This window comes from Geobacillus sp. WSUCF1 (assembly GCF_000422025.1).
Lineage (GTDB): Bacteria > Bacillota > Bacilli > Bacillales > Anoxybacillaceae > Geobacillus > Geobacillus zalihae.
Window position 1 is genome coordinate 1 of the sequence record NZ_ATCO01000025.1, and the last position, 13,262, is coordinate 13,262.

At 52.5% G+C, this 13,262-nt stretch carries 12 protein-coding genes; 10 read left to right on the top strand and 2 right to left on the bottom strand.

Annotated features, from left to right (window positions below; genetic code table 11):
* Nucleotides 1-135 precede the first annotated feature (135 nt).
* The 4 genes from I656_RS0114815 to I656_RS12495 all read left to right on the top strand — a co-directional run bounded on the left by I656_RS0114815 (nt 136) and on the right by I656_RS12495 (nt 4,322).
* Entirely contained in the window at nt 136-570 is a 435-nt protein-coding gene (locus I656_RS0114815) for a DUF1284 domain-containing protein (RefSeq protein WP_011232666.1), read from the top strand.
* Nucleotides 571-1,029: 459 nt separating this feature from the next.
* Nucleotides 1,030-2,406, top strand: a complete 1,377-nt coding sequence (locus I656_RS12505; RefSeq protein WP_020754048.1) for an aspartate kinase — start codon at nt 1,030-1,032, stop codon at nt 2,404-2,406.
* Nucleotides 2,407-2,787: 381 nt separating this feature from the next.
* Nucleotides 2,788-3,687, top strand: coding sequence for a processed acidic surface protein (locus tag I656_RS12500; RefSeq protein ID WP_015375903.1), 900 nt, complete (start codon nt 2,788-2,790; stop codon nt 3,685-3,687).
* The gene (locus tag I656_RS12495) at nt 3,684-4,322 is read left to right on the top strand and encodes a class D sortase (protein ID WP_020754050.1); all 639 of its coding nucleotides are present in this window, start codon (nt 3,684-3,686) and stop codon (nt 4,320-4,322) included. Before I656_RS12500 ends, I656_RS12495 begins: the two co-directional genes overlap by 4 nt.
* On the opposite strand, the gene I656_RS0114820 is transcribed toward I656_RS12495, so the two are convergent.
* Nucleotides 4,273-4,740 carry a YwpF-like family protein gene (locus I656_RS0114820; RefSeq protein WP_304412319.1) on the bottom strand — a complete coding sequence of 156 codons (468 nt, stop codon included), beginning with the start codon at nt 4,738-4,740 and terminating at the stop codon, nt 4,273-4,275. The genes I656_RS12495 and I656_RS0114820 overlap by 50 nt on opposite strands.
* Before the next feature lie 346 nt (nt 4,741-5,086).
* Here I656_RS0114820 and ssb point away from each other — a divergent pair, with 346 nt between their 5' ends.
* Nucleotides 5,087-5,446, top strand: a complete 360-nt coding sequence (gene ssb / locus I656_RS12490) for a single-stranded DNA-binding protein (protein WP_011232661.1) — start codon at nt 5,087-5,089, stop codon at nt 5,444-5,446.
* A 120-nt stretch (nt 5,447-5,566) separates the two neighbouring features.
* On the opposite strand, the gene I656_RS12485 is transcribed toward ssb, so the two are convergent.
* On the bottom strand, nt 5,567-5,974 hold the full coding sequence (locus I656_RS12485; RefSeq protein ID WP_020754053.1) for a helix-turn-helix domain-containing protein: 408 nt from the start codon (nt 5,972-5,974) through the stop codon (nt 5,567-5,569).
* A 208-nt stretch (nt 5,975-6,182) separates the two neighbouring features.
* Between I656_RS12485 and I656_RS12480 the strand changes: the two genes are divergently transcribed.
* The 5 genes from I656_RS12480 to I656_RS12460 all read left to right on the top strand — a co-directional run bounded on the left by I656_RS12480 (nt 6,183) and on the right by I656_RS12460 (nt 13,202).
* Entirely contained in the window at nt 6,183-6,692 is a 510-nt protein-coding gene (locus I656_RS12480) for a hypothetical protein (protein ID WP_020754055.1), read from the top strand.
* Between the two features lie 154 nt (nt 6,693-6,846).
* The gene (locus I656_RS12475) at nt 6,847-8,199 is read left to right on the top strand and encodes a peptidoglycan-binding protein (RefSeq protein WP_020754056.1); all 1,353 of its coding nucleotides are present in this window, start codon (nt 6,847-6,849) and stop codon (nt 8,197-8,199) included.
* A 285-nt stretch (nt 8,200-8,484) separates the two neighbouring features.
* Nucleotides 8,485-9,264 (top strand): hypothetical protein, encoded by a 780-nt coding sequence (locus I656_RS12470; protein ID WP_033004828.1) that lies wholly within the window; start codon nt 8,485-8,487, stop codon nt 9,262-9,264.
* 372 nt (nt 9,265-9,636) lie between these two features.
* The gene (locus I656_RS12465; protein WP_020754059.1) at nt 9,637-12,348 is read left to right on the top strand and encodes an S-layer protein; all 2,712 of its coding nucleotides are present in this window, start codon (nt 9,637-9,639) and stop codon (nt 12,346-12,348) included.
* A gap of 368 nt (nt 12,349-12,716) precedes the next feature.
* Nucleotides 12,717-13,202: a M48 family metallopeptidase gene (locus I656_RS12460; protein WP_050572289.1), complete on the top strand. Its 486-nt coding sequence runs from the start codon at nt 12,717-12,719 to the stop codon at nt 13,200-13,202.
* Nucleotides 13,203-13,262 lie beyond the last annotated feature (60 nt).

Genomic DNA, 13,262 nt, shown 5'->3' on the forward strand with positions numbered 1-13,262 from the left:
AAACATCGAGCGTAGGTCTGTCTGTTGTGTGTGGAAGCCAAGTACTGCCAACAGACACTCCCATCTCCAAATGTTCACTTCGACACGGTTCGGTTGGTCAAAGGTCATCCGGAAAAAAGGAAGGGGGAGATAAAGATGAAACCGGTTCGTTTGCGCGGCCATCATTTGCTTTGTGTGCACGGATTTCGCGGCATGGGCTACAGCCCGTCGTTCGTGGAAAAAATGTGGGAGATCGTGGCCCGCATTCGCGATGAACACGACGATTTCCCGATTGAAGTCGTCGCGGCGCTCGATGAGGCGTGCCTCGCCTGCCCGCATCATGGGGAGACAACGTGTGAAGCCGGCCCAAATTCCGATGCCCACGTCCGTTCACTTGACGGAAACGTCATTCGCCATTTAGGCTTGGAGCCAGGCAACGTGTATTGGAAGTCCGAACTGATTCGGCGGACGGCGGAACGGGTCAAGCCGGATGATTTGGACGAGTTATGCCGCGACTGCTCGTGGCTGCCGTACGGCGTCTGCAAAGAAGGAATCGCCAACGTCCGCCGCGGCAATGTGGCGCAAACGTGAGAAGTGATTTGCGGAAAAAGAATCGAAGGACGATGGGAACACGGCGCTGCGCTGAGCGTCATTCGTTTGTCAAGGTGGGGGGCCTGTTGCAGCGGCATCTGTATATATAGATGCAACGAAGAAGTTTAACATATCCTTGACGGAAAAGCGGTTTGTCCATTTTCGACTGTCGAGGGCAAGCCTGTAGCTTGGAAGACCGAACAACCATCCGCTTCACAGACCTATACTGGGGCTGAAAGCGGTGTTGTTCGGTCGCTCGACAGTCGATCCAATGCTCGGTAAAAGCGGCAAATGGTAAAGCTTCAAATGGCATCTATATGTTTTGAAAAGAGTCATGGCCGGCGATGGCGGCGTTTTGGGACGTTCGCGGAAATTTCTAAAAAATGAATAGTTCCATGGGCGGAAAAATGTGATATGATAAACAATTATAGAGACTTTCGACAGAAAGGGTCATGAACGATGAAAGTAGCCAAATTCGGTGGAAGTTCGGTGGCGAGCGCCGCGCAATTCCGTAAAGTGGCCGACATCGTCAGCTCGGATATCGAGCGCCGCATCGTCGTCGTGTCGGCGCCGGGGAAACGGTACAAAGACGATGTGAAAGTGACCGATATGCTCATCCAGCTGGCCGAACAAATTGTGGCTGGCGAGCCGCATGAGGAAACAATGGAAGCGATCGTGAAGCGGTATGCTGACATTGCCAATGAGCTGGGGCTGGAAGCCGACGGCTTTTTGGCCGAGCTTGTCGATGACTTGCAGTCGAAAATCAGCGCCTATCGAAGCGAGCCGCCTCGGTTGTTTGACGCCATGAAAGCGAGCGGCGAAGACCATAACGCAAGGCTCATGGCGCTCTATCTGCAAGATTGCGGGCTTGAGGCGAGCTACGTCAGCCCGCTTGAAGCCGGCATCATCGTCACCGATGAGCCGGGCAACGCCCAAGTGCTGCCGGAGTCGTACGACAAACTGAAGCAGCTGCGCGAACGTCGCGGCGTTTTGGTCATCCCGGGATTTTTCGGCTATTCCCGATCGGGCCATATCGTCACGTTCCCGCGCGGCGGGTCGGATATTACGGGCTCGATCGTCGCCGCGGGCGTCAAAGCGGACGTGTACGAAAACTTTACCGACGTCGATTCGATTTATTGCGTCAACCCGTCGATCGTCGCCGATGCCCGCAAGCTGAAAGAAATCACGTACCGCGAGATGCGTGAACTGTCGTATTCCGGATTTTCCGTCTTTCATGACGAGGCGCTTGAGCCGGTCTATCGCGCCGGCATCCCCGTTTGCGTAAAAAACACAAACAACCCGGCCGCTCCAGGCACGTGGATCGTCGCCAAGCGCAATCATATCGACGAACCAGTCGCCGGCATTGCAAGCGACACTGGCTTTTGCAGCATCAACATCAGCAAATACTTAATGAACCGTGAGATTGGCTTTGGCCGGCGTGTGCTGCAAATTTTAGAAGACGAAGGCATCTCCTACGAACATACGCCGTCCGGCATCGACAACATGTCGATCATTTTGCGGGCAGATCAACTCGTGGATGGAAAAGATGAGCGCATCCTCGCCCGCATCCGCGAGGAGCTTGCCGTCGATGAGGTGACGATTGAGTACGGCTTGGCGCTCATTATGGTCGTCGGCGAAGGAATGGAAAAAACGATCGGGATGGCGGCGAAAGCCACGACTGCGCTCGCTGACGCCAACATCAACTTGGAGATGATCAACCAAGGTTCGTCCGAAGTGAGCATGATGTTCGGCGTCAAAGAAGACGTCGTCAACGAGGCGGTTCGCGCCTTGTACAACGCCTACTTCCAACAGGCAACCGTAAGCCACCTTTCCTAACGCGAAACAGGCGTCCGAAACTCGGGCGCCTGTTCTTATGTACCGAGAAGCCCCCGCTTTCACGCGATCAGCCGAAGGGGGGAATGAATCAGCGTCTTCCATCATGGATGTCCCCCAACGCCGCTCAAAATATCTTGAAAGAAGGACTTCGTTGGAACAGCCAAGTCACAGGGACAGACGGGGATGGTCTGGCTGGCAGTCTGCCTTATGGCAGGTGTCCCCGAGAATCTCCCATCTCTAAGCGTTTGCGTAGGTGGGAGAACGTTCAAGCGCTCTAGGCCGAGCTTTCTTCTTTTTTTCGCTCGTTGGCGTACATAAGAGCGGCATGTTCGGAAAATACTACCAATGTACGTCAAAGAAAGCGGAAGGGAGGAAGAACGAATGCGGCAATGGCTAGGAATGGCCGTGCTTGTCGCTGTTTTCGCTTCGTTTCCGGCTGGAGCGGCGGCCATCAGCCGAAGCGAGCTGGAGCAGTACGCTGAGAGTGTCGGCTGGACGGTGAGCGACTTGTTGGACTATTTAGATCGATACGGCTTGACAGCCGCCGATTTTCGCACCATGGATGAACTGAAACAATGGCTTGGCACGCCCATCACCGACGAGCGGCTTCATGCCGTTCTGCGCCGGCACGGGCTGACGGTCGAGGAGCTCGAGGCGCTGCTTGGCCAGTTTGGCGAAACGGTGCAAGACTACACATTTGTCGAAGACTTAGACCGGGCCATCCGTTTTTACTCGCAGCACAACGCCGCCATGCAGCAAATCAACGACTTGCTTGGGGTGCTCGGGATGACGGAACAAGAAGTGCGCGCCTTCACCCGCCATATCGCCTCGCTTGACGACCCGCAGGTAGCAGAGCGGCTTTTGGCGCTTCGTGAGCGGCTGCGCCCGTTTGCGGAGACGGAAGGGCCGTGGACGGAAACAGAGCGCCGCAAACTGCGGGCGATGTGGGAAGAGGGGCTTCGCCTGCTTGAGCTTAAGGCGGACGTGCCGGACATCAAGACGGCCGGAGCGAAGCCCATCCATGTTCGCTTGTACACCCGCCAAGGCGAGAAGGTCGCCGATATCGCCATAACGCGGGAGATGCTCACATCAGGCTACATCGTCCGCGCGGGGGAGAAAGGCATTGACGCCGGGCTGCTCGCTGTCGAGATGAAAGGAAAGATGTATGGGGAAAAACTGCCGGAGACGGCGTCGCCGTATTTGGCCTATACGTTGGCCGGACTGATGCTCGCTTCCGCCGGGTTCCTTCTTTACCGGCGGGTCGGGCGGCTGAAAGGGTGAAGGAACGTGAACGGCAAGCCCGCGCAGTTTTCGTGGGGGCGCCGGGCCGCCCAATGGGCGCGCTTTGGGCGATCGTCATCGGGGCGGCGACAGCCGGTTGGAACGGCTATTGGTACACCGTCGGTCGGATGGCGGTCAAGCGGGATGCCCCTGCGCCTTCCTCACCGCCGGCCGCAAGCCTTCCAGCGGAACGTTCGGCGCAAAAAGACGCACCGCTTGGCGTCTACCTTGGCGAACTTGCCATTCCGAAGCTCGGGGCGGCGATTCCCGTGTATGAAGGCGTTCGTGAACAAGAATTGCGCCGAGGCGTCGGCCATTATCCGGCGAGCGATTGGCCAGAGGAAAAAGGGCATGTCGTGCTATCCGGGCACCGCGATACTGTGTTCCGCCGCTTTGGCGAGCTTGAGATCGGCGATGCGCTTATCATTCGGACGGATCGCGCCGCCATCCATTACCGCATCGTCAACATTCGCATCGTCGATGACGACGACCGGACCGTTTTGGTCGAGAAAGCGCGCCCGACGCTGACGGTGACGACGTGCTACCCGTTTCGCCTCATCGGCCGCGCTCCGAAACGCTGCATCGTCACCGCCCGCCCGGTTCGGGTTGATGCCCTGGCGTTTCCAAGAGGATGATCCACTTGCCTGCAGGAAGGCAAACAAAAAGGCTGGAAAGTGCGCTCTCCAGCCTTTTACCTTTTCCGTTCCTGCGGCGCTTGGCATCGATTCGCTCATGCATTTGCTGGCGAAACTCTTGAAGCAGCGCCTCGCCTTGCAGCCCTTTCTTGACAAGGCCGGCCAGCACGACTTCCGCCAAATGGGTGCGCCGCGGGATCATCAGCCCTTCCATCAAGACGCTAATGTGGCCGTTCATTTTCGTGATCGAACGGACGGCGACGAGCATGTTGGCCGGGTCGTTGCTCGTGTGGGTGATCGTCACTTGCAGTTGAAACTCTGGACGCCGCTGCAAGCTCACAAACATTGGCTCATAGTCGTCATCCAAATACGCCTCCACGAGCCAGCGGTTTTGCCCGTCTTCTTTGTTGATGATCAACCGTCAATAAACGGGATGTCTTGGCGGTGCATGTCGTCGTCGATGACCGAGAGCCCGACAAGCTTGAACGTTTTCATCTCGTCCACCTCGTTACCGTTGTCTTATCCAAGATTATAGCACAGGCGGACGAGGGAAGAAAAACGGGATGCCGCCCCTCCTGCTGAAAAACGATCTGCATATTTTCCGTCGGATGGCAAAAACGCCATTTTGCCCCGCCATTGTCGACGAAGATTTCGCCTTTTTCGCTGAATTGTATCCATAGAGTGCGCCAAAAAATGCAAAAATCGCGATTTTACGACCCAAAACGAGATTCGTTATCATAAAGGTGCGGTGGAGGAAAGGGGGGATGCGCCAACACATGATCAACCAAGTCGTGTTGGTCGGCCGGTTGACGAAAGATCCCGAGCTTCGCTACACGGCCGAAGGGGCTGCCGTCGCGACTGTCACGCTGGCGGTGGCGAGAAATTTCCGCAACGCGGAAGGGGGGATTGACGCCGATTTCGTTCCATGCGTTTTATGGCGGAAAACAGCGGAACATACCGCCAATTATTGCCGAAAAGGATCGATGGTGGCGGTGACGGGGAGAATCCAAACGCGCCGCTACGATAAAAAAGACGGTCAACGCGTCTATGTCACCGAAGTCGTCGCGGAGTCCGTCCAATTTCTCCACTCCGGAAAGAAACCAGAATGGCCGGAGCACGTATAGTCGTTTCCCCATACATGCCTTTCAAAGCGAATCCCCAAGAGAAAGAACGTGTCCCCAAACACTCCCCAACGGATGGCGCTAGCACGTCGTTGTTAGCGCTTTTTTTCAGCATGAGGGGAGCTACATGAGCTCGGAGCACTCTTTTACGATTGTCACGATCATCGTTTCGACATGTTTTCGCTTTTTATCCGGCAGCTTCGCGAGCGCGTACACCGCTTCGCTCATCTCATGGTTATGAAGCAAGTAGTCCAACGCCGCGAGCACCGTTTCGTGCACGTCCGCCGTTCCGTACATGTCCGTCACTTCGCGCAACAGCTCGCGTTGGCGCGTTTCGCCGCCAAGCAAAAAATCGGCGCTGACGTCAAACAACTGGCAGAGCTTCTCAAGCGACTGCACATCCGGAAGCAAGCTGCCGTTTTCCCATTTGCTGATTTGCGAACGCGATACATTCAGTTGCTCGGCCAGCTCTTCCTGTGTCCAGCGCCGTTCTTTTCGCAATCGTTTGAGCGTTTCCCCAAGGTTTGTCATCGTTTGTCACCACGCTTTTCATCATTACTCTTTAAAGATAGAAAAGCGCGGAGGTAATGGTTGTTCCTTTTTGGACCATTTATTTCTTCGTTTCCAAATTAGAACATATTTGTCGATTATTCTGTCGTTCGGCCTCTTTTTTGCCCAGGAAGCACATAGTACAATTAGTTAAAAATGGGAAATTTATAAGCAAAAAGAGGGGGTCAAGGTGAACATCTATCTTGCCGATTTTGTCATTTGTGAACGAAACGGGCAGAAGCATACGCAAAAACTGTACCATATCTATATTAAGGAAATGAAAAATCCGTTTTCCGTTCGGCTGAAAACGATCGCCCCGGCCAGTTTCACCGATTCGCTGCGCTCGCTGAAAAACGAAGGTGGACGGATGCGTTTTGCATCGGAAGGCGAGGCGCTGTTTCGCACGATCACGTGCTCGTCCGAAGCTCAGCTCTATTTTGTGTTTAAATGCACGAGCCAGTTGTACATGTTCATCGTCAAGCTCGACCTTCGCCAAAAAAAGTTTACCGTCGCCCTCTACGAGTGGAACGAACCGAAGCAAAAATACATCCCGATCCGCGTTGACGAATGGCTGGCGATGGAAAAACAGCTCATTTATGAAGTGCTGCAGTCGATTTACCTTGTCGATGATCGGCGTGTGTCGCACTTGTTCGCCAATCTGTCGCGTCCGAAACGGGGAACACCCCATTCCGGTTCATGATCTTCTTTCTTCTCCCAATGGAAAAAAGCATTTCCTTTCATGGCTTTCATACGATATACTGAAAATATAGAACATTGCCGCGCCTCATCTTGAACATCCACTCAGGACAAGACGACAACAAACGAAAGGGGCGGCGAAGGGAGAGGACGCGTCCGTGAAACCGAATCACGCCTTCTTTGCCGCTGCCATGGTTTCGTCCTTTTTTCTTGCCCCGGATGACAGCCAGGCGGCGGAATGGAAAAAAGGCATGAGTTCCCCCGAGATTGCACAAATCCAGCAGCGTTTAAAGGAACAAGGCTTTTTTACATACCCGAAAGCGACCGGCTACTTTGGCGCCATCACCGAAGAAGCGGTCAAGGCGTTCCAACGGGCGATGAACCTGCCGACGACCGGCATCGTCGATGCCGCCACCTACGCGAAGCTGAAAAAGCCTGCGTCAAACGACACGCTCGCCATCGGGTCCCGCGGCGCGGCCGTCCGCGATTTGCAGCGCTGGCTGAAGCAGCTCGGCTATTTCCGCTATCCGCAAATCACCGGCTACTATGGCGCGGTGACCGCCGATGCGGTGAAGCAGTTTCAACGGGCGAACGGGCTTCCCGCCACCGGCCGGGCGGATCGTGGGACGCTTGAACGGCTGAAGCAAAAAGCAACAAGCCAGCCAGTGGAGTCGTCTGACGTGTTGACAATCGGTGATCGCGGCGACGACGTCCGCAAGCTGCAGCAGCAGCTTAAACAACTCGGCTACTTTACCTATTCGGACATCACCGGCTACTATGGGGTGCTGACCGCCGACGCGGTCCGCCGCTTTCAACGCGACAACGGCCTGCCAGTGACCGGCGCGGTCGACAACCAAACCGTTGCCCGCCTCGCGAGCGCAGTAAAAGCGAAAACGACCTCCCCTGCACCGATCGAACGCGAGCGTCAAGCGGTTCGCCTCTCAATCGGCGCGCTCGGCGACGACGTCAAGCGCATTCAGACGAAGCTCAAAGAGCTCGGCTACTTCTGGACGGACATCACCGGCTACTACGGCACCGCCACCGCCGATGCCGTCCGCCGTTTTCAACAAGCGGCCCAACTCCCCGCAACCGGCGTTGTGGACGGCGAAACATACGAGCGCCTGATCGGACAAGCCCCTGCGGCGAAGCTGGACGTCATCGAACTCGTCGCCGATGCGGCTGAGCTGCTCGGCGTCCCGTACGTTTGGGGCGGCGAGACGCCGGAAGAGGGATTTGACTGCAGCGGGTTCATTTTTTACCTTTTCCAGCAACAAGGCATCGCCGTGCCGCGCACCGTCGCCTTGATGTGGAATGCAGGCGCATCGGTTTCCGCCCCGGAAGTCGGCGACATCGTCTTTTTCGCCACGACCACGAATAGCCCGTCGCACGCCGGCATCTATATCGGCAACGGCCAGTTCATTCATAGCGGCGCTTCGACCGGCGTGACGACGAGCTGCCTCGACCAACCGTATTGGAAACAGCGGTACTTGGGGGCGAAGCGGTTCTTTTAGCATGCTATATAGATGCAACGAAGAAGTTTACCATATCCTTGACGGAAAAGCGGTTTGTCCCTTTTCGACTGTCGCAGGCAAGCCACCAGGCTTCTCCGTCACGCCTTGGCGTGACGGAGGACCGAACAACCACCTGCTTCACAGACTCATATATGTGTCTGTGAAGCGGCGTTGTTCGGTCGCCCGACAGTCGATCAAACGCCCGCTAAAAGCTGCAAATGGTAAAGCTTCAAATTGCATCTATATAGAACGACACCGATGACCAAAATGAGGAGGAAAACGAAGATGAAACATGCATCCCAAATGGCAGCCGCCATCTGCCTCGCCGCCGCCATCGCCCTCGGAGGAAATGGGCAAACGGTTGACGCCGCCGTCCAATGGGGGCAAGTCCAATGGAAACAAGGCATGATCGGCAAAGTCGTCATTTTGCGCGACACGCCTCTATACCGCCTGAACGGAGCAGCATGGCAGTCCGCCATGACGGCGAAACAAGGGCGCGAGTATCGCGTCTACAGCCAAAAACGGGCAGGCGGCGCCGTCTATTACAGCCTCGGCGGCGGACTGTATGCCAAACAAGGGGACGCCATCCAATACGTGCCGTTCACCAAAGACGAACTTCTCGCCCTTGTCGCCCGCTCATTGAAAGGGCAATACATTCTTCAGGCAGGAAAGGAATCCGTCCCGTTCGTCATTGAGCGGCAAAAAGGAAATCGTCTGTTCGGCTGGTATTTATACGGCCAAAATATGTCATTGCCGCTTGAAGGCCGCATCGACGGCGCCGCGGTGACACTCTCCATTTATTTCAACGACAATGCCGAAGCGATCGCCGACTCGATCTCTTACTTAAAAGCGTACAACGTGCCGAAGGAAGAGATCGAAAAAATCGCCGAACAGCTCGCCAACAGCGGCGATTACGCCATGCAGCTGCAATTTTCCATCACGAACAGCCCGGAACAATTCGCAGGACAGTTCCGCTTTCTCGATTTGTACCTGAATGACCGCTATGACGTCGTCAAAATGACGCTTGGCCAACCGATGGACGTCACGGTGAAGAAAAACGATTGATGTTTTTGCACAAAATGTTTGCCAACCAAAACCATCAAACTGCCAAAATATTGTTCTAAATTTCTGTTACAGGCATATTCATATCAATGTCGCCATCGATGGCAATAATTTCAATGGCATATTCTCTAAAAAATTTGTATTTAGGGCTAGAATTTAGAAGAAAAATGTATTATTATAGGAGACGTGGAGCATTAAGGAATGATGTGAAAGTGCTAGCACTGGATGATAGCCTTGCTAATAAGTCTATCATCTGGACACACAGGATGATCTTGGTTCATGTTAGCACCTTTTAGGCAATGAATCTACTAAACGGCAGCCGTTTAGGATCATTGTCTTAAAGTTTCATAAAAATGAAGGGGGATTTTAGGCTTTATGGACAAGAAGAAAGCAGTCAAACTCGCCACAGCCAGCGCTGTAGCAGCGAGCGCTTTCGTCGCCGCCAACCCGCACGCTTCCCAAGCAGCAACGGACGTGGCGACGGTCGTGAGCCAAGCGAAAGCGCAATTTAAAGCAGCGTATTATGCGTACAGCCACACGGTAACGGAAACGGGCAAACTCCCGAACATCAGCGACGTATATGCCGCCTACAACAAAGCGAAACAAGCGTATGCAAACGCGGTTGCTGTCGTGAACAAAGCCGGCGGCGCGAAAAAAGACGCGTATTTGGCTGATTTGCAAGCTACATACGAAACGTATGTATTCAAAGCCAACCCGAAATCGGGCGAAGCGCGCGTGGCTACGTACATCGACGCTTACAACTACGCAGTCAAGCTTGACGGTCTGCGTCAAGATCTGGCGAAAGCTGTCGAAGCAAAAGACTTGAAAAAGGCAGAAGAGCTCTACCACAAAATTTCGTACGAGCTCAAAACGCGCACGGTCATTCTCGACCGCGTCTACGGCCAATCGACGCGCGAACTGCTTCGCTCGCAATTCAAAGCCGAAGCGCAAAAACTGCGCGACAGCTTGATCTACGACATCACCGTTGCCATGAAAGCGAGTGAAGCGCAAGACGCTGTCAAAGCCGGCAACTTGGACAAAGCGAAAGCCGCGCTTGACCAAGTCAACCAATATGTATCGAAAGTAACCGATGCGTTCAAAGCTGAACTGCAAAAAGCAGCACAAGACGCCAATGCGGCGTATGAAGCGGCGTTGCCTCCAAAAGTGGAAAGTGTAACAGCCGTTAACGCCAAAACGTTGGAAATCAAATTCAACAAAGCGGTCGACGCTGCAACGGTAATCGACAACAAAGGCACAAGCGATACGTCCGATGACGTCGTGAAAGCGACTGCTATCACACTCACAGCGATTGATGGTCAAGGATCGGTTTCCACCGTGAAAGCATCGTTGAGCGATGATAAGAAAACGCTGAAGTTGGTGGCTGACGGCAGTCAATTTTTCACGAAACGTTATGTCGTCGACATTAAAAATGTCAAGACGTTGGATGGCAAAGATGTTCCATCCTACACGACGACGATTGACACAACAGATTCGGTACGTCCGAGCGTTCTGTCGTCCTCTTACGCCGACAACGGCTTGACGCTGAAAGTGAAGTTCTCTGAACCTCTTGCCAGTGTCGGAACAGTAAAACTGTACGACGGAACAACCGAAATTTCCGTTTCTCCGAAGTTCACGGCTGGCGACGATGAAATGACGATCAATCTCGCATCTTCATCTGTGCCCGTGAATAAAGACTTGACATTGAAAATCTTCGGTGCTGTCGACTACAACGGCAATGTCATCAATCCGAACCCGGCTGAATTGACGGTCAAAAAGACAACCGTAGATACCACGAAGCCGACGGTTCAAAACATCGAAGCGGTCAATACGAAAACAGTTAAAGTAACGTTCAGCGAAAAATTGCTGAGCAATCCGACCATCAAAATCGGTGGCCAAACAGCATCTGTTTCGGTTGATTCGACCGGCTTAGTCTACACGGCAACGTTGGCGAATGCTCTGTCGGAAGGTGTGTATGCAGTTGAGGTAAGTGATTATAAGGATTTGGCGGGTAATCAAGGGGATACGTACACGAAAGTTGTTCAGCTGAAGGCAGATACCACAGCGCCGAAATTCGTCAGCAGCCAAGTAGTAAAAATTGACGGCGTCGAGCATCTTGTCTTGACATTTGACGAAGAAGTCACGACTGGCAGCAACATTGCAGTCATTCAATCGAACGATAAGTATATTGACGAAAACAACGTACTGAAAGTGGTCGGCACAGCTTTGACCACAACTAGCGACAATTTCAAATTATATCTGCCTACAGATGGAAAATCAAAATCCGTTGCGTTGAATATTTCTTCCTTGCCAAAAGGCACGTACACCGTAACACTGCCGAACGGTTTAGTAAGCGATTTGGCTGGCAACCCATATGCCGAGCGTAAACAAATTACGTTCGTTCGCGGCTCTGACAGCTTAACGACGAAGCCAACTCTTGATTCAACTTATGACGGCAATGGTGTTAAAGCGGACAACAACAACGAATTAGTATTTGCGTTCACGCAAAATTTGGACGCTTCTGCATTGAACTTGTCCAACTTCAACATCAACGGATTGGCGGTCACGAAAGCAGTCTTTGATGGAGATACGAAACACATTCGCGTGACGCTCGCCCCGGGAGCAAATACATGGACGGGTACACACGTCATTACCATCAGCAACATTAAGAATACGTCTGGGCTCGTCATGGATACCGTGACCGTAAGCGAATTTATGAAAGAAAACGTGGCTCCGACGTTTACGGCGACCTTAACCAGCGCAGACGTCATCCGTGTCGACTTTAGCGAACCGGTGGCAAATGCGACGATCAATAATGCACTTTCTGCTAACAATTTTACCGTAAAAGTCGATGGTAATCGTGTCACTGTATTGGGTGTTTACGAAGACAACAATGCTAATCAAGGAGTAAGTGCTTCGAAAGGATACAAAACGGTTTATCTGAAACTGCAGTCTCCTGTGAGAGACTTGTCCAAGCCGATTACGCTGTCCGCAACTGGCATTGTGGATGTGGATCAAACAGGTGCGATTGATAGTAATAATGTAGTTGGCAACAATGTTTCCGATGCTGTTGTAAACGTGGCAAAATAAGGCTGGAGTGTATAGCAATGTAGCAACCCTCCCATGAAAGTGGTGAACTCACTTTCATGGGAGGGTCTTTTGTGAGATTCTTTTTCAAATGATGTATCATCAGGGAAACAACTGAATTTTAAAGTTCTTCATCAAACGTTGTCCTTGACGGGCTTGCATCTGTAAGGAAAAATCAGTGAATAATAACTGTGATGTGCCATGATTCCAACGATATCTTGCTTGTCAATGACAAGTTGTGGTGACGAATCACTTTTTACAAAAAGCTGCCTCGTTGACGTTTCGACCACCCTATTGCTTTATGGTGCAAAATGTACTAAAATTTACAAGTGAGAGGTTGTCGATTTTTGCAGAATGAGGAGAATTTACGCATGCATGGAAAATGGGACCGATACGTGTTTCTTAGTCTGCTAGTCTTGCTCTTATCAGGAATCAGCTATGCTCACTGGAAAGGCCAACAACAGGACGAGCAGTTTCAAAAAGACTATGCTGAGTATCAACAGGCGGTTCAGTTGATGCAGCAGGGACGGGCAGAACAGGCTTTGCCGTTATTGCAGTCGTTGCTGGGCAAATATTCGGATCGTTACAACATCATGCGCACACTTGGTTTGGCGTATGCGATGAAAAATGATTTTCAGAAGGCGGCTTTTTATTACGAAAAAGCGATTCGAAAAAGACCATTCTTGCAACAAGATCCGATTTTCACGTTGCAATTTGGCGAGATTCTGTATTACAACGGTGAGTATGCGAAAGCGAAAGCATACTTGGAGCAAAGCAAACAACTGCCCGGATCAGAAACGTATCATGCTAGAATCGATGAACTGTTGTCTCAAATCCAGCATCAGAAATCATCATAAGGTGAGAAGCGAACATGTCTGATTGGTATAAGTATTTAAATACTGTAGATGAGCAAATTC

Bases quoted from the DNA above. Each gene is read 5' to 3' on its own strand.
- I656_RS0114815 (WP_011232666.1), top strand. From the start codon at position 136: ATGAAACCGGTTCGTTTGCGCGGCCATCATTTGCTTTGTGTGCACGGA.
- I656_RS12505 (WP_020754048.1), top strand. From the start codon at position 1,030: ATGAAAGTAGCCAAATTCGGTGGAAGTTCGGTGGCGAGCGCCGCGCAA.
- I656_RS12500 (WP_015375903.1), top strand. From the start codon at position 2,788: ATGCGGCAATGGCTAGGAATGGCCGTGCTTGTCGCTGTTTTCGCTTCG.
- ssb (WP_011232661.1), top strand. From the start codon at position 5,087: ATGCGCCAACACATGATCAACCAAGTCGTGTTGGTCGGCCGGTTGACG.
- I656_RS12485 (WP_020754053.1), bottom strand. From the start codon at position 5,974: ATGACAAACCTTGGGGAAACGCTCAAACGATTGCGAAAAGAACGGCGC.
- I656_RS12470 (WP_033004828.1), top strand. From the start codon at position 8,485: ATGAAACATGCATCCCAAATGGCAGCCGCCATCTGCCTCGCCGCCGCC.
- I656_RS12465 (WP_020754059.1), top strand. From the start codon at position 9,637: ATGGACAAGAAGAAAGCAGTCAAACTCGCCACAGCCAGCGCTGTAGCA.
- I656_RS12460 (WP_050572289.1), top strand. From the start codon at position 12,717: ATGCATGGAAAATGGGACCGATACGTGTTTCTTAGTCTGCTAGTCTTG.